This window comes from Burkholderia sp. M6-3 (assembly GCF_050858985.1).
GTDB lineage: Bacteria > Pseudomonadota > Gammaproteobacteria > Burkholderiales > Burkholderiaceae > Paraburkholderia > Paraburkholderia caledonica.
Map to the genome: position 1 here is coordinate 2,324,710 of NZ_CP110091.1, position 15,227 is coordinate 2,339,936.

Genomic DNA, 15,227 nt, shown 5'->3' on the forward strand with positions numbered 1-15,227 from the left:
GTGGCGGCTCCATGCGTCGTCTGCGTCACATCCGGAACACGCCGAAGCGCGTATCTTCGATCGGCGCATTCATCGCAGCCGACAGACCGAGACCAAGCACGTCGCGGGTTTGCGCCGGATCGATGACGCCGTCGTCCCAAAGACGCGCGCTCGCATAGTACGGATGGCCCTGATGCTCGTATTGCTCGCGAATTGGCTGTTTGAAGGCCTCTTCTTCGTCGGCGCTCCATGAGCCGCCCCTGCTTTCGATACCGTCGCGCCTGACCGTGGCCAGGACCGACGCCGCCTGTTCGCCGCCCATTACCGAAATGCGCGCGTTCGGCCACATCCACAGGAAACGCGGAGAAAACGCGCGGCCGCACATGCCGTAATTGCCCGCGCCGAAAGAGCCGCCGATGATCACCGTGAACTTCGGCACTTTCGCCGTGGCCACCGCCGTTACCATCTTTGCGCCGTTACGTGCGATGCCTTCGTTCTCGTACTTGCGGCCCACCATGAAGCCTGTGATGTTCTGCAGAAATACTAGCGGGATCTTGCGCTGGCAGCACAGTTCGATAAAGTGCGTGCCCTTCAGCGCGGACTCTGAAAACAGAATGCCGTTGTTTGCAATGATGCCGACCGGATGGCCCCAGATATGCGCGAAGCCGCACACAAGCGTCGTGCCGTAACGTGCCTTGAATTCGTCGAATGCAGAGTCGTCGACAATGCGCGCGATCACCTCGCGAATATCGAACGGCTTTCTCGTATCCACAGGAATCACGCCGTACATGCTCTTCACGTCGTAGCGCGGCGGCTTCGGCTCCTGCAGCACGAGCGCCACATGCTTCGTGCGGTTCAGATTGCCGACGATGCTGCGCGCAATCGCCAATGCATGCGCGTCGTTTTGCGCAAGGTGGTCGACCACGCCGGACAGACGCGTATGCACGTCGCCGCCGCCAAGGTCTTCCGCGCTGACCACTTCGCCGGTTGCGGCTTTCACGAGCGGCGGACCGCCGAGAAAAATGGTCCCCTGGTTCTTCACGATGATCGATTCATCGCTCATGGCCGGGACATAGGCGCCGCCCGCGGTGCAGGAGCCCATTACGACGGCGATCTGCGGAATACCCGCTGCAGACAGATTCGCCTGGTTGTAGAAGATGCGGCCAAAGTGGTCGCGGTCGGGAAATACGTCGTCCTGATTCGGCAGGTTCGCGCCGCCCGAGTCGACGAGATATACGCACGGCAAGTGGTTTTCCGCCGCGATTTCCTGCGCACGCACGTGCTTCTTGACCGTGACCGGGTAGTACGTGCCGCCTTTGACCGTGGCATCGTTGCAGACGATCACGCACTCATGGCCCGCAATCCGTCCGATACCCGTGATCACGCCGGCGCCCGGCGCGTCGTCGTTATACATGCCGTACGCTGCGAGTTGCGAGAACTCGAGAAACGGGGTGCCCGGATCGAGCAGTTTTTCGATGCGCTCGCGCGGCAGCAATTTGCCGCGCCCTGTGTGCTTTTCGCGTGCGGCCTGCCCGCCGCCCAGCGCGAGCTGTTCGACCTTCGCACGAAGATCGGCGACCAGCGCCTCGAGCGCCGCCGCGTTCGCGCGGAAGTCGTCGGAGCGCGGGTTCAGCTTGGATTCGATGATCGGCATTGCGTGGCTTCTCCTGTGTCGATCGGAGAATCGGAGTCGGCGCTTTAGCGCTTACTGCGATCTCATGCCGCTTGTTTGGAAGTTGGCGCGTGAGCGCTTACGCAGTCTCGGCAAACAGCTCGCGGCCAATCAGCATGCGGCGGATTTCGCTCGTGCCCGCGCCGATTTCATACAGCTTCGCATCGCGCCACAAACGCCCGACCGGATATTCGTTGATATAGCCGTTGCCGCCGAGAATCTGGATCGCTTCGCCCGCCATCCATGTCGCCTTTTCGGCCGTGTAGAGGATCACGCCCGCGCAATCCTTGCGGACCTGGCGCACGTGCGCGGTGCCGAGCGTGTCCAGTTGACGGCCAACCGCGTAGAGATACGCGCGGCACGCCTGCAGCGTGGTGTAGAGATCGGCAACCTTGCCTTGGATCAGCTGGAATTCGCCGATCGACTGACCGAACTGCTTGCGGTCATGAATGTACGGCACGACCGCATCCATCACCGCGACCATGATGCCCGTGGGGCCGCCCGCGAGCACCGCACGCTCGTAGTCGAGGCCGCTCATCAGTACTTTCACGCCGCCGTTCAATTGCCCGAGAATGTTTTCCTCGGGCACTTCCACGTCCTGGAACACCAGCTCGCCCGTGTGCGAGCCGCGCATGCCGAGCTTGTCGAGCTTTTGCGCAACCGAGAAACCCTTCATGCCTTTTTCAACGATAAACGCTGTAATGCCACGCGAATTCGCTTCGACATCGGTCTTCGCGTAGACGACCAGCGTATCGCAGTCCGGGCCGTTGGTGATCCACATCTTCGTGCCGTTGAGCACATAGCGGTCGCCCTTCTTATCGGCGCGCAGCTTCATGCTGACCACGTCCGAACCCGCATTGGGCTCGCTCATTGCAAGCGCGCCGACATGTTCGCCCGACACGAGTTTTGGCAAGTACTTCTGCTTTTGCGCCTGGGTGCCGTTGCGATGAATCTGGTTCACGCACAGATTCGAATGCGCGCCGTATGAGAGACCGACCGAAGCGGACGCGCGCGAGATCTCCTCCATCGCGACCATATGCGCGGTGTAGCCCATGTTGGCACCGCCATATTCCTCCGAGACCGTCATGCCGAGCACGCCGAGATCGCCGAATTTGCGCCACAAGTCCATCGGGAACTGGTCCGTGCGATCGATCTCAGCCGCGCGCGGCGCGATTTCTTTCGCAGCGAATCCGGCGATGCTGTCACGCAGCATTTCGATTTCTTCGCCGAGCGGGAATTGCAAACCGGGCAGGTTGCTCATTGCGGTGTCTCCAGAGTTCATTGGCGGCCGGACAACGATGCCGGCGAATTCGAGCGCGGCCAGGCGGACGGCGGCCGCCTGATGGGCCGCGTCTCCCGCCATACTTGAGGCGCGCGACGTTCAAGACGCATTTCACGCTACATTTACGTGAGCGTCAATAGGTATTTCTGAGTTTGACTCAGAAAACGATGGGATCGGTTGATGGCTGCTGATGCTGTGATAGCATGAGATCAGCGCGGCGTTTTCAGCCGATCCCTTCCAGCAAATTGACTTCGACTCATATGACGGTTGCTCTCAAGGCCGAATTGCCCGCATCGCGCCGCCAGCCGGCCGGGCGCAAGTCGCAGCAGCGGGTCAAAGAGATTCTTCAGGCGGGCCGCGACGTGTTCTCCGAGAAGGGCTACGAGCGCGCCACGACCGCCGAGATCGCCCAACGCCTGGGCGTTTCCGAGGCGACCGTCTTCAGCTACTTTCGCGGCAAGCGGGAACTGTGCGCGCGCGTTATCGGCGACTGGTACGACGAGATCATCGACGCAATCGAATCCGGGCTGCCGCGCGACGGCACGGTGCGCCAGCAGTTCGCGTTTATCGTGCGGACGCATTTGCGGCTGATGCTCGTGAACGGCACCGACCTCTGCGCGCTGGTGTTGTCGGAAGGACGCGCGCGTCATCATGAGTTGAGCGAGGCGCTGACCGAGTTGCAGCGCCGCTATACCGCACCGCTAATGAGCGTCCTCGCTCAAGGCCAGGAAAGCGGCCAGATTCGCGCGGACATGCCGTTGCGCTTGTTGCGCTCCATGGTGTTCGGGCCGATGGAACATGTGTTGTGGGACGCGACGCTCGCGAACCGGCACACCGACATCGAAGCAACCGCGGATCAGTTGATAGACGTACTGTGGGCCGCGCTGACACCGCCCGATCTCGCGGTGAATGCGTTGCAACAGTTCAGGGCGGAAGTGGCGGAAGCAAACCGTCGTTTCGAGGAAGCCGCACGTGAGGCCGCTGCGCGCAACGCCGATCCGGCAAGCGGCGAATAGCGTCTGGTGTTCCCCTACTAATCGTAGTTCTCGCGAGTTCTGTCCGGTGGCAAAAAAGACGCTAATCTACCGGTCTCACGGTAGATAAAGCGCAGCCAAAAGGAGAACACCAGGTGGCAGATCTCAAGCCCGCGAAAGCCGCAAAATCTTCAACGAGCGCAAAGACCACTAAAGCTGCGAAGGCCGGCAATGTCAGGATCGGCATAGGCGGCTGGACCTATGCGCCGTGGCGCGGCACGTTCTACCCCGAAGATCTCACGCAAAGCCGCGAACTCGAGTACGCGAGCCGGCATCTCAGTTCAATTGAAATCAACGGCACCTTTTACGGTTTGCAAAAGCCGGCGAGCTATGAAAAGTGGTATCAGGAAACGCCAGACGACTTCGTCTTTTCGCTGAAGGCGCCGCGCTACTCGACCAACCGCAAAGTACTCGCGGAGGCCGGCGAGACCATCGAACGTTTCTTCGCAAGCGGCGTGCTGCTTCTCAAACAGAAGCTCGGCCCCATCAACTGGCAGTTCGCGCCGACCAAGAAATTCGACAGCGAGGATTTCGAGGCCTTCCTTAAGCTGCTGCCGGCGAGCATCGAAGGCATAAAGCTTAGGCATGCAATCGAAGTGCGCAACGACAGCTTCAAGACACCGGAATTCATCGCCCTTGCGCGCAAATACAAGGTTGCAGTCGTGCTGGCCGGCGACAGCGAGTACCCGCAAATTGCAGATATCACCGCGCCGTTCGTCTACGCCCGCATCATGGGTACGACCGATAAACAGGCGAAGGGCTACGCGACGAAAACACTCGACGCATGGGTCGAACGCGTTCGGCAACTAGCCGCGGGCACGACGCCCGCCGATCTGGAAACGTGCGCCGAGCCGCCCGCGAAAGCGGCCCCGCGCGATGTTTATCTCTACGTAATCAGTGGCTTCAAGGAACGCAATCCGGCCGCTGCAATGGCGTTGATCGAGCGGCTTTGAGCGGCGCCGTTTCGGCGGCGGCATGCGAGTGTCATAATCCCGGCAGCGAACCACACGCAACGACACCACATTCAAGGCCGCGAGGCCGCCTCACATCGAAAGTCCGGGAGATTACCTTGAGCGCCATCGACAATCCTCTGCACGACCGGGAAGTCGGCTCGGCCGACGCCACGCAGGACACTACGCGCATCGACGACGTTCGCATCGGCGCGGTCCGCCCGCTGATTTCCCCTGCGCTATTGCAGGACGAATTGCCCGTGCCCGCCACCGTGCAATCGCTCGTGGAAAAGACACGCGTGGAAATCGCCGACGTCCTGCACGAACGCGACGACCGGCTGGTGATGATCGTCGGGCCCTGCTCGATCCACGACCATGACCAGGCGATCGAATATGCACATAAGCTGAAGGCCGCAGCCGATGCTTACAAAGACGACCTGCTGATCGTCATGCGCGTGTACTTTGAAAAGCCGCGCACCACGGTGGGCTGGAAAGGCTATATCAACGATCCGCGTCTGGACGGCAGCTTCCGTATCAACGAAGGCCTGCGTCGCGCGCGGCAATTGCTGCTCGACATCAACGGGCTCGGCTTGCCTACTGCCACCGAATTCCTCGATCTGCTCAGTCCGCAGTACATTGCCGATCTGATCGCGTGGGGCGCAATCGGTGCACGTACAACGGAAAGCCAGAGTCATCGTCAACTCGCTTCGGGGCTCAGTTGTCCGATCGGTTTCAAGAACGGCACAGACGGCGGCGTACAGATCGCCGCTGACGCGATCGTGGCCGCGCGCGCCAGCCACGCGTTCATGGGCATGACCAAGATGGGCATGGCGGCCATCTTTGAAACGCGCGGCAACGACGACGCCCATGTGATTCTGCGCGGCGGCAAGAAGGGACCGAACTACGACAGCGCGTCGGTCGCCGCGAGTTGTGCCGCGCTCAAGTCAGCGGGTCTGCGTGAACAGGTGATGATCGACTGCTCGCACGCGAACTCGGGCAAATCGCATCTGCGTCAACTGGACGTGGTGCAGGACGTAGCGCAACAACTTTCCGCGCAGGAGCGCCGCATTATCGGCGTCATGCTTGAAAGTCATCTGGAAGAAGGCCGTCAGGATCTGAAGGCGGGAGAGCCGCTGCGTGACGGCGTGTCGATTACAGATGCTTGCGTAAGCTGGGCGCAAACCGAACCGGTGCTCGAGACACTCGCCGACGCGACACGCAAGCGCCGCGCGAGCTGATCGCGGACACGCCTGATAACTGCATGCGGCAAGCAGGCACACGCGCCGCGCCATCCGCCGATGGATTCGTCCTACCGGGGCTGGGCAGCGCGTGATTCCTCACACCCGAGGCATCGCTCGCGCCGCGCCATGACAGCGCATTGCGGATGCTCCGGCGTGAAGCGCGTTGCATTACGACGCGTTGACGGCTTCCTTGAACGCCTTGCCTGCGGTGAACTTCACCGTCTTGGCAGCAGCGATCTGGATCTCGGCGCCCGTCGACGGATTACGGCCCACGCGTGCTGCGCGCGCGCCGGTCGAGAAAGAACCGAAACCGACCAGTTGCACCGTATCGCCACCAACAACGGCTTTGGTCACCGCTTCAACGATAGCGTCGATGGTTTGGCCGGTGGCCGCTTTGCTTTCGCCCGTTGCTGCGGCGACTGCATCAATCAGTTCCTGTTTGTTCATAGCACTTCCCGTATGGTAATCATGGAACCGGCGCTACATCTGTCGCGCCGGGACCGACACACTAACGCATAGGCGCGCTTTCGCGCAAACCCTGCGTGTAAGCCTTGTATCACCCGCCCACAGCCGATTTGACGAATTTGTGCGGCAAAGTGCCCTAAGAATCGCGTGCTTACGTGTATTGCCCGCTTGGCCGGCATCGGTCGCGTATCACAATCCGTTGCAATTTCAGTGCTTTAGCGCGAAGCAAAAGGGTCGTTGGACAAATTTTTGCTTCGGCGGAGTACTCGAACGGCTATCGTGATTCGGGCAGCGCCGAGCGGGTTTTGAGTTTGCAATTGGGAGAAGAAAAAAATGAATTTTCGCCTTATAGCAACATGTGCACTCGTCGGCGCGCTCTCATGCACGACCGCCTCAGCCGACGAAAACAACTGCGCGACGTTGGCGGGAACGACGAATTCGACCGCGCTTCAGGCGTTCCGGGTGCGCGACGGCGAACCCGTCGACCTGATTAGCGGCGCAAAAACAGTGCACGGCACGCTGCTCGTATTCGGCGAAAACGGCGTGTTCCGCGCTTATTGGCAACCGGAGAACAGCGCCGAAAAATATGTACTGGCGAATGCCGGCGACAATGCAGTGCGCCTGATATCCACGCCTCCGCAAGGTAACCCGGCCGCGCCGGGCGAACCGGGCACCACCCTTGGACCATTGCGAGTACTGTCCTGTCCCAAGCTTTGAAGCGCACTCCGAGGTCAAAGTTACCCGCCGGGAGCCCGAAGCGCAGCGCCACCGGTAGTTCGGAGGTCTTTATTACCGGACCCCGGCTAAAGCTGGACGACGGAGCTGACGCATCGAGAGCACTCAAGGTCTGATTAGCATGTGCCGATATACCAAGCTGCGTATGCGGCGCAAACGTTAAGGGACAGGAATGGTTGGAATAGCCACTTTAAGGCAGGCATTTTCCGGGGCGGACACAGACCCCGATCTCGTGCGTTCGCAGCTCCAGGCGGTCGGCCGCCAGATTCCGCTTCTTTACTTCATCCTGTTCGTCAATACGCTGGCGGTCACGGTCACGCACGTGCACAGTGCGCCGGCATGGCTTTCGATCTACGCGCCGGGCGCGCTCTGCACGCTATGCGTCGTGCGATGCATACGGTGGTGGCGCGCGCGGCATCGCGTGCTGACGCATGACAAGGCAGTGCCCGAGGTACGCAAGCTCGTCTGGCTCTCGAGCACATTCGGCATTGCCTTTACCACCTGGTCGCTGATGCTGCTGCCGTACGGCACCGCGTACGAGCAGGCACAGGTTGCGTTCTACATGGCGACGACCGTGGTCGGCTGCGTGTTCTGCCTGATGCACTTGCGCGTGGCCGCATTGCTGCTTCTGTCCATAGTGATCCTAAGTTTTTCGACGTTTCTTGTCTTTACAGGATCACCGGTGTTCATCGCGATGGCGATCGACATGACGCTCGTCGGACTTGCACTCGCTTTCATCATCGAACTGTATTACCGGACGTTCTCCGGCGTCGTATATGCGCAGCGCGAATTGCAGGCGAGCCAGGAGAAAACTCAAAGGCTCAGCGACGAGAACTTTCGCCTTGCGAGCATCGACAGCCTGACTGACCTGCCCAACCGCCGCAGCTTCTTCGCTTCGCTGCGGGCATTGTCCGAGCAGGCGCTTGCCACCGGTGGCGGATTCAATGTCGGCCTCATCGATCTGGACGGCTTCAAGCAGGTCAACGACATTTACGGCCACGCAAGCGGTGACCTCGTGTTGCAGGAAGTCGGCTTGCGGCTGCTCGCGCTGGCCGAGCCTGGCATTTTCTTCGCACGGCTCGGCGGCGACGAGTTCGGCGTACTTGCCCAACACACGCAGTCGAACGAAACGCTATTCGAACTGGGCCAGCGCATTTGCGACTCGCTGAGTCAACCGTATCGTGTGGCAGGCAATATTGCGGAACTGTCGGGCACGATCGGCTGGGCCGCGTTCCCGGATGCGGGAAAGACCGTTACCCAGGTATTCGAGCGCGCAGACGCGGCGCTTTACGTCGGCAAGGAAGGCCGGCGCGGCACGGCAGTGATCTTCTCGACCGAGCACGAAACACGCATCCGGCGTTCGAGCCTCGTTACGCAGGAACTGCGTCACGCCGAACTGGAGTCGGAACTCTTTCTGGAGTTTCAACCGATTTCCGATGTCGTCACGATGCGAACCATCGGTCTCGAAGCACTGGGGCGGTGGCACAACCCAAGGCTCGGCGCCGTCAAGCCGGAAGAGTTCATCCGGATCGCGGAACGGACCGAGATCATTCTGCGCATCACTGAGGTGCTGCTACACAAGGCGCTCGCCGAGGTGCCGCACTGGCCGAGCGAGCTGTATCTGTCGTTCAATCTCTCAGCAATCGACATTTCAACGTCCGCGCGCGCGCGCCGCCTGATTGACATTGTCGCGGCAAGCGGCGTACCGCCACATCGCGTGTCGTTTGAGATCACCGAAACTGCGCTCACTCGCGATTTCGAGCAAGCGCGCTCGGCGCTCACGATGATCAAGCAGGCCGGTTGCCGCGTTTCTCTCGACGACTTCGGCACCGGCTATTCGAGCCTGAGTTACGTGCACCGTCTGCCCTTCGATTCGATCAAGATCGACCGCAGTTTCATGACCGACGTGGATTCGAACAGCGCATCGAAGAAGATCGTCAAATCGGTGCTCGACCTGTGCAAGAACCTCGGACTCGAATGTGTGGTTGAAGGACTCGAAACATCGTCACAGGCCGAAGTAGTCAAGGCACTGGGCGCTCGCGCAGTGCAAGGCTACCTGTTTAGCCGGCCCATGCGTTCGGGGGCGGTCTCGGGCTACTTGCAGGCAGCACAGGAGCAACGCCGCATGGACGACGGGGCCGCGTAATCGCAACGGCCGCAAAGGACGCCGCGCAGCGCAGCGCAGCGCAACCAGAGCTAACGCAGCGCGGTGTTGTACTCGAGTTTCGGATACCAGTCGCTGCCCCGACCGCCGGGCGTCATGTCGAGCACGGTCCAAAGAGGCATCACGTCGGGTGCGCCGCGCGGGTCCTGCCCGGGGTCGGCCGTCCACGGACCCATCTCCGCTGCCCAGAAGTGCCGTACCGTACCGCCGGACCGCGTGAATACGTTGAACGCGGGAACGTCGTCGCCATCCGGATCTTCGCCCGCATAGTCGCGATTAAAAGTATTGCCCGCCGACGAATACAACTGCAGATGACGCCAGCCTCGCTCTTTCGCGAAGGCGACGAGCTTCTCTATCGGTGAGCGGCCGATCACCGCGAACGCAACACGTTGCAGCATGTCGGGCATTTCGCCGTCGTAGGCGCTCAGAAGCGATGTACACATCGGGCAAGGCCGCTCGCGCCTGGGACCGAACATCCAGTTATATGTGACGAGCGTATCGTGCCTGCCGAACATGTCGGAAAGCGAAACGGGGCCGCTCTCCCCTTCAAAGCGATAGTCCTCCGGTACGATGCCGCCCGGCGGCAACGCGCGACGCTGCGCGGCAACACGTTCGATATGACGGCGCAGTTCTATTTCTTCGGCGAGCAGATCATTGCGCGCGCGGCGATATTCCGCGCTTTCGCCGGGAAAGCGGCGCGGCGAGTCCGCAAGTTCGCGGGCCGGCTTGAGGGTTGATGCTGCTTCGTTCAATTCGGTCATGTGCAATCTCCCTGTCGAGGAAAAGGACCAACGGGTAGCGAGCGTTCCGTACACCGCCACCCGTATACACGACGATCGAGGCCGCGGTGAATCGACAGCCGGCGAGAACATTTCCACACTGCATTTTCCGCACCGCATTCGCGCGGGCCTTTGCGCACCGCAGCGAAACGGTACGCGTTGCGACCGGCGCGACGCGGTATGCTGTCGCGAAACAGCAGCCACGTGGCCCTGCCCGCGCTGCGCCGCCAGGGGAGATGCAAAACATGCCGCTTCGTCTACCGCCTTTGCCCGCGCTTCGGTTTTTCGAAGCAGCCGGCAGGCATCAAAGTTTCAAGCTCGCCGCCGCCGAACTGAACGTCACGCCGAGTGCGGTCAGTCACGGAATCGTCGGTCTGGAGCAGACGCTAGGCGTTGAACTCTTCGTGCGCGAGCCTCGTGGCATTTCGCTCACTGCCAGCGGCGCGGACTATCTGTCATACGTGTCAGAAGCGTTTTCGCTGATTGCTATCGGCACGCAGCGTCTGCCGAACCATCGCGCGAACCGCCCCATCGCCCTAAGTTGCGCCCCGACCTTTGCGTCCCGCTGGCTGCTGCCGCGTCTGCAGAATTTCAGGGCGCGCTGGCCACACGTGAATGTCACGGTCGATACATCGCACCGCCAGGTCGGCTTTCCTGTGGACGGATTCGATTTCGCGGTCCGCATGAGCCGCGCGCCTGTCGCAGGCACGGCGTGGACCCGGCTCTTTGGAGAGCAACTCGTCCCTGTATGCAGCCCCGCCTATCTGGAGTCGCTTCGCGACGCGCACGGCACGCCGCTGTTGGGCAAGGCGACGTTGATTCACGTGAACGCCGCGAGCGAAGACTGGCAGGCATGGCTCGAAACCACCGGCATGGAAGGCGTCGATCCCAGCGACGGCTTGCATGTCGACACGATCCAACTCGCCTTTGAAGCTGCAAGCATGGGGCTCGGCGTTGCGCTCGGTCGCAGGCCGTTGGTGGATCGCGACCTCGTGAGCGGCGCGTTGGTCGAGGCGGCTTCCAGTACGATCGCTTCGTCCACCGCCTACTGGCTCGTCAGCGCGGAGGACGCGCAACGTCGGCCGGAACTACTCGACTTCAGGCAGTGGATGCTCGCAGAGGCCGCGCAGTCTTCGTGCGACTCGAGCGTTGGCGCGCACGCACCGCAATAGAGGCTATTGATGCTCGCCCGATCTCGCCGATCGGCGCGCCCCGTTCAATCGCACAGGTGAACGGCGCTCACCTGTCGTCAAAAACTTTTCTTTTGCTGCTTGCGACGCTCGCTGCGACCATTGTGTCGAAGGAGAACAGAACCATGTCGACCGCCAACAGCAAACGCATTGCGCCCGCGTTCAATCACACGACACTCGTCATTCTCGCCGCCGCGCTCATTCTCAGCGCGGCAATGGGAATCCGGCAAACGTTCGGGCTATTCATAGGGCCGTTTTCTTTCGATCGAGGTTTGCCCGTCACGCTGATCGCGTTCGCAATTGCGCTGCACAATCTCGTGTGGGGCTTCGCGCAACCGTTCGCGGGCGCGGCAGCGGACCGTTATGGTTCCGCGCCGGTCGTCGCATTCGGCGCGACGACTTTCGCGGCGGGCCTCGGCCTCTCGGCCGTCGCGCCGAGCGGGCCGATGCTGATCGTCGGCATGGGCTTGCTGGTGGGCATCGGCGTAAGTTGCACCACGTTCGGCGTCGTGTTGCCGGCGGTCGGCCGCGTGGCATCGGCGGAAAAACGCAGCATGGCGATGGGTCTCGTCAGCGCAGGAGGGTCCGCCGGGCAGGTACTGATGGTCCCGCTCGTTCAAGGGATCAGGCTCAATGCAGGCATTGCCACGTCGCTATTCGCACTGGCTTTCCTGATGCTGATGGTGGCTCCGCTCGGCATCGTACTGGACCGCCGCGCACGAACCGGGGCACCGCTTTCCGAGCCGCCGCTGGCGCCGCTACGCAACGTGCTTGCTCAAGCCGCGCAACATCGCGGATACCGGTTGCTCACACTCGGGTTCTTTACCTGTGGATTTCAGCTTGCGTTCATCGCCACGCATTTGCCCGGCTATCTGTCGCTATGCCATATGCCCATCGGACTCGGCGCGACCGCTCTTGCACTGATCGGCTTGTTCAACATGATCGGCAGTTGGGCTTGCGGCTGGTTAGGCGGCCGGTTCCGGCAGCATTACGTGCTTGGCTGGCTCTACCTGATTCGCAGCGTGACGATCGGCGCATTCTTTCTGCTGCCGAAAAGTGCGCTGACCGTAGTCGTATTTGCGGCCGTCATGGGCCTCACCTGGCTCGGCACTGTTCCGCTGACGAGCGGCCTCGTCGCGAAAGTATTCGGTACACGCCATCTCGGGAGTCTGTTCGGCGTCTGCTTTCTGAGCCATCAGATCGGATCGTTTCTCGGTGCGTGGCTGGGCGGCGTGGTCTTCGACCTGACGGGCTCGTACTCTCTACTGTGGCAAGCGACCGTAGCGAGCGGTCTCGTCGCCGCATTGCTGCACTTTCCGATTGACGACACCGCGCTGCACACGCCCGCACTGCGTTCGGAACCGGCGAGCGCATAAGCACTGCATAAGCAGTTAGCGGTCTATTTCTGCGGTGAATCGGAAGCGGCTTTCGGCACGCGCCCCATCAGATAGAACTCGTCGTTGGGGCGCATTGAAATCACATTGGCCATGCGGTTCGACAGGCCGAAAAACGCGGTAATCGCGGCAATGTCCCAGATGTCTTCGTCCGTGAACCCATGTTCTCGCAACGTCTGGAAGTCGGCATCGTCGACGCTGCCCGATTCGCGGCATACCTTCAGCGCAAAGTCGAGCATGGCTTTCTGCCGCGCGGTAATGTCCGCCTTGCGGTGGTTCACGGCAACCTGATCCGCGAGCAACGGCGCCTTTTCGTAAATGCGCAAAATCGCGCCGTGTGCAACCACACAATAGAGGCAATCGTTCACCGCGCTCGTGGCGACCACGATCATCTCGCGTTCGCCTTTCGTGAGCCCGCCCTCTTTCAGCATCAATGCATCGTGATACGCAAAGAACGCACGAAACTCATCGGGCCGATGCGCAAGCGTCAGAAATACATTGGGCACGAACCCGGCTTTTTGCTGTACTTCGAGAATGCGTGCGCTGATGTCGTCGGGCCATTCGCTCGGATCGGGCACCGGGTAGCGGCTGATTGGCTGAAGATTGGCCATGCTGTGTCTCCGTTATAGTGCTTTATGTCATGACGATTGTAGCGCTCGCGCGCATTAGCCGGGCGTAGCGCGAGCCCGTTTCGCATAACCGCGTCCACGCTCTTCCAGAAGTAGCTGCAATCCGGTATTTTCCATCGATTCACATTCGATGAGCGCGCGGATTCATGGACCGTCTTGAAGCAATGTCGATTCTGGTAGCCGCGGCTGAGACAGGCAGTTTCTCCGCGGCGAGCCGCAAGCTGCGTATGCCGCTGCCCACCGTCAGCCGCAAAGTCGCGGAACTGGAGGCGCATCTGAACGCGCGTCTCCTTGTACGCTCCACGCGCAAGCTCACGCTGACCGAAGCGGGCGTAGCCTACCTCGCCGCGTGCAAGCAGATTCTCGAGCAGGTCAGCGAAGCGGAAAGCGCCGCGGCGGGCGAGTACAGCACGCCGCGCGGCGAACTCGTCGTGACGGCGCCCATCGTATTCGGGCGGCTGCATATGCTGCCCATCGTCAGTGATTTTCTCGCGACGTTTCGCGACATAGCAGTGCGGCTCGTGCTCGCCGACCGCAACTTGCATCTGCTGGACGACCATATTGACGTTGCGCTGCGCATCGGCAAACTTCCCGACAGCAGCATGGTCGCGACGCAGGTCGGCACGGTGACCCGCGTGGCTTGTGCGAGTCCGCACTACCTCGCGCAGGCTGGCGAGCCCGAAACACCCGCCGATCTGATGAGCTTTTCGTGCGTGAATTTCGATTCGCTGCCTTCGGGCGACGTGTGGAACTTCGCCACGAGCAGCGGCCCGCCCGAAGCGGTTCCGATTCACGCGCGGCTAACGGTGAATACGGCGGAGGCGGCCATCGATGCCGCCATTGCGGGTGTCGGTGTGACCAACGTGCTGTCGTATCAGGCGGCGCGAGCCGTCGACGAAGGCAAGCTGAAACTGGTGCTGCGCAGCTTCGAACCGGAGCCCACACCCGTGAGCATCATGCATGCGGGGCAAGGAAAATTGCCGCTTAAAACGCGCAGTTTCATTGATTTCGCGGTGCCGCGTTTGCGCGCGGCGTTGGCGCGAGACAAGGACATGCTGAGCGCGAAAGCCATGCCGCGCAGCAGGCAGAAACGCGCATCGCGAACCTGATAAACGCTCCGCTCCAGGTTCGAAAGCGGCGTATCTATCGCCTAGACTTCACTTCACAACGCGGACCACGACGAACCTTCACCTTCCCGCTGTTGCCAAGGAGCCGCCATGTCAAACGTTTTGCACGACGCACAGCAAACCGTCGTCAGGGTTCGCCCGGACGAGGCGATCACGACAAGCCAGCGCTTGCCGTATTTTGTCGGCATTTCGCGAGGCACGGCTGGGGCAGCGGGTTTGTCGATGTACATGGTCGTCGTGCCGCCCGGCGGCCATGCGGAACCGCATTGTCACGCCGACTATGAAACGGCGATTTACATGCTCGAAGGGCGAGTCGAAACACGCTATGGTCCCGGTTTGCGCGAGTCGGTCATTACCGAAGCCGGCGATTTCCTTTTTATTCCTCCGGGCATGCCGCATCAGCCGTTCAATCTGGACGACACACTCGCAGCAAGAGCGATAGTCGCGCGCAATCAGCCGGACGAGCACGAACGTGTCGTGCCCTATGACCCTGCCGGAGATGCAGAGCGCGAGCCTCTTCTACCAGACGCATGACGGCGTGGGCATCGGAGCGATGCGATGCGCAACGGGCCACACGGCGACCCCA

At 61.3% G+C, this 15,227-nt stretch carries 14 protein-coding genes; 9 read left to right on the forward strand and 5 right to left on the reverse strand.

Going from position 1 to position 15,227, the window contains the following annotated elements; all coding sequences use genetic code 11:
• Positions 1-25: 25 nt before the first annotated feature.
• Positions 26-1,633 (reverse strand): carboxyl transferase domain-containing protein, encoded by a 1,608-nt coding sequence (locus OH764_RS28010; RefSeq protein WP_498849348.1) that lies wholly within the window; start codon positions 1,631-1,633, stop codon positions 26-28.
• Positions 1,634-1,730: 97 nt separating this feature from the next.
• Positions 1,731-2,912, reverse strand: coding sequence for an isovaleryl-CoA dehydrogenase (locus OH764_RS28015; protein ID WP_498849349.1), 1,182 nt, complete (start codon positions 2,910-2,912; stop codon positions 1,731-1,733).
• A 281-nt stretch (positions 2,913-3,193) separates the two neighbouring features.
• On the opposite strand from OH764_RS28015, the gene OH764_RS28020 reads away from it, so the two are divergent.
• The 3 genes from OH764_RS28020 (at position 3,194) to OH764_RS28030 (ending at position 6,155) form a co-directional block, all read left to right on the forward strand.
• Positions 3,194-3,949: a TetR/AcrR family transcriptional regulator gene (locus OH764_RS28020; RefSeq protein ID WP_498849350.1), complete on the forward strand. Its 756-nt coding sequence runs from the start codon at positions 3,194-3,196 to the stop codon at positions 3,947-3,949.
• Positions 3,950-4,062: 113 nt separating this feature from the next.
• Positions 4,063-4,920 (forward strand): DUF72 domain-containing protein, encoded by an 858-nt coding sequence (locus OH764_RS28025; RefSeq protein ID WP_498849351.1) that lies wholly within the window; start codon positions 4,063-4,065, stop codon positions 4,918-4,920.
• Between the two features lie 116 nt (positions 4,921-5,036).
• Entirely contained in the window at positions 5,037-6,155 is a 1,119-nt protein-coding gene (locus tag OH764_RS28030; protein WP_498849352.1) for a 3-deoxy-7-phosphoheptulonate synthase, read from the forward strand.
• Between the two features lie 171 nt (positions 6,156-6,326).
• Here OH764_RS28030 and OH764_RS28035 read toward each other — a convergent pair whose 3' ends face one another.
• Positions 6,327-6,605 carry an HU family DNA-binding protein gene (locus OH764_RS28035; RefSeq protein ID WP_006049832.1) on the reverse strand — a complete coding sequence of 93 codons (279 nt, stop codon included), beginning with the start codon at positions 6,603-6,605 and terminating at the stop codon, positions 6,327-6,329.
• A gap of 351 nt (positions 6,606-6,956) precedes the next feature.
• Here OH764_RS28035 and OH764_RS28040 point away from each other — a divergent pair, with 351 nt between their 5' ends.
• Positions 6,957-7,340, forward strand: a complete 384-nt coding sequence (locus tag OH764_RS28040; RefSeq protein WP_498849353.1) for a hypothetical protein — start codon at positions 6,957-6,959, stop codon at positions 7,338-7,340.
• A 190-nt stretch (positions 7,341-7,530) separates the two neighbouring features.
• Entirely contained in the window at positions 7,531-9,504 is a 1,974-nt protein-coding gene (locus OH764_RS28045; RefSeq protein ID WP_498849354.1) for a putative bifunctional diguanylate cyclase/phosphodiesterase, read from the forward strand.
• A gap of 50 nt (positions 9,505-9,554) precedes the next feature.
• On the opposite strand, the gene OH764_RS28050 is transcribed toward OH764_RS28045, so the two are convergent.
• Entirely contained in the window at positions 9,555-10,283 is a 729-nt protein-coding gene (locus OH764_RS28050) for a thioredoxin domain-containing protein (RefSeq protein WP_498849355.1), read from the reverse strand.
• Between the two features lie 263 nt (positions 10,284-10,546).
• Here OH764_RS28050 and OH764_RS28055 point away from each other — a divergent pair, with 263 nt between their 5' ends.
• Together OH764_RS28055 and OH764_RS28060 are read left to right on the forward strand one after the other, a co-directional pair.
• On the forward strand, positions 10,547-11,473 hold the full coding sequence (locus OH764_RS28055) for a LysR family transcriptional regulator (RefSeq protein ID WP_498849356.1): 927 nt from the start codon (positions 10,547-10,549) through the stop codon (positions 11,471-11,473).
• A gap of 143 nt (positions 11,474-11,616) precedes the next feature.
• A complete protein-coding gene (locus tag OH764_RS28060; RefSeq protein ID WP_498849357.1) occupies positions 11,617-12,867 on the forward strand; it encodes an MFS transporter in 1,251 nt (416 codons plus the stop codon).
• 23 nt (positions 12,868-12,890) lie between these two features.
• On the opposite strand, the gene OH764_RS28065 is transcribed toward OH764_RS28060, so the two are convergent.
• Complete coding sequence (locus tag OH764_RS28065) at positions 12,891-13,496, reverse strand: peroxidase-related enzyme (RefSeq protein ID WP_498849358.1); 606 nt, start codon at positions 13,494-13,496, stop codon at positions 12,891-12,893.
• Positions 13,497-13,660: 164 nt separating this feature from the next.
• Here OH764_RS28065 and OH764_RS28070 point away from each other — a divergent pair, with 164 nt between their 5' ends.
• On the forward strand, positions 13,661-14,623 hold the full coding sequence (locus tag OH764_RS28070) for a LysR family transcriptional regulator (RefSeq protein WP_498849359.1): 963 nt from the start codon (positions 13,661-13,663) through the stop codon (positions 14,621-14,623).
• A 108-nt stretch (positions 14,624-14,731) separates the two neighbouring features.
• Positions 14,732-15,175: a cupin domain-containing protein gene (locus OH764_RS28075; RefSeq protein WP_498849360.1), complete on the forward strand. Its 444-nt coding sequence runs from the start codon at positions 14,732-14,734 to the stop codon at positions 15,173-15,175.
• The last annotated feature ends 52 nt before the right edge of the window (positions 15,176-15,227 follow it).

Coding starts and splice junctions, on each gene's coding strand:
- OH764_RS28075 (WP_498849360.1), top strand. CDS start 14,732: ATGTCAAACGTTTTGCACGACGCACAGCAAACCGTCGTCAGGGTTCGC.
- OH764_RS28015 (WP_498849349.1), bottom strand. CDS start 2,912: ATGAGCAACCTGCCCGGTTTGCAATTCCCGCTCGGCGAAGAAATCGAA.
- OH764_RS28040 (WP_498849353.1), top strand. CDS start 6,957: ATGAATTTTCGCCTTATAGCAACATGTGCACTCGTCGGCGCGCTCTCA.
- OH764_RS28055 (WP_498849356.1), top strand. CDS start 10,547: ATGCCGCTTCGTCTACCGCCTTTGCCCGCGCTTCGGTTTTTCGAAGCA.
- OH764_RS28065 (WP_498849358.1), bottom strand. CDS start 13,496: ATGGCCAATCTTCAGCCAATCAGCCGCTACCCGGTGCCCGATCCGAGC.
- OH764_RS28050 (WP_498849355.1), bottom strand. CDS start 10,283: ATGACCGAATTGAACGAAGCAGCATCAACCCTCAAGCCGGCCCGCGAA.
- OH764_RS28045 (WP_498849354.1), top strand. CDS start 7,531: ATGGTTGGAATAGCCACTTTAAGGCAGGCATTTTCCGGGGCGGACACA.
- OH764_RS28010 (WP_498849348.1), bottom strand. CDS start 1,633: ATGCCGATCATCGAATCCAAGCTGAACCCGCGCTCCGACGACTTCCGC.
- OH764_RS28035 (WP_006049832.1), bottom strand. CDS start 6,605: ATGAACAAACAGGAACTGATTGATGCAGTCGCCGCAGCAACGGGCGAA.
- OH764_RS28060 (WP_498849357.1), top strand. CDS start 11,617: ATGTCGACCGCCAACAGCAAACGCATTGCGCCCGCGTTCAATCACACG.
- OH764_RS28070 (WP_498849359.1), top strand. CDS start 13,661: ATGGACCGTCTTGAAGCAATGTCGATTCTGGTAGCCGCGGCTGAGACA.
- OH764_RS28020 (WP_498849350.1), top strand. CDS start 3,194: ATGACGGTTGCTCTCAAGGCCGAATTGCCCGCATCGCGCCGCCAGCCG.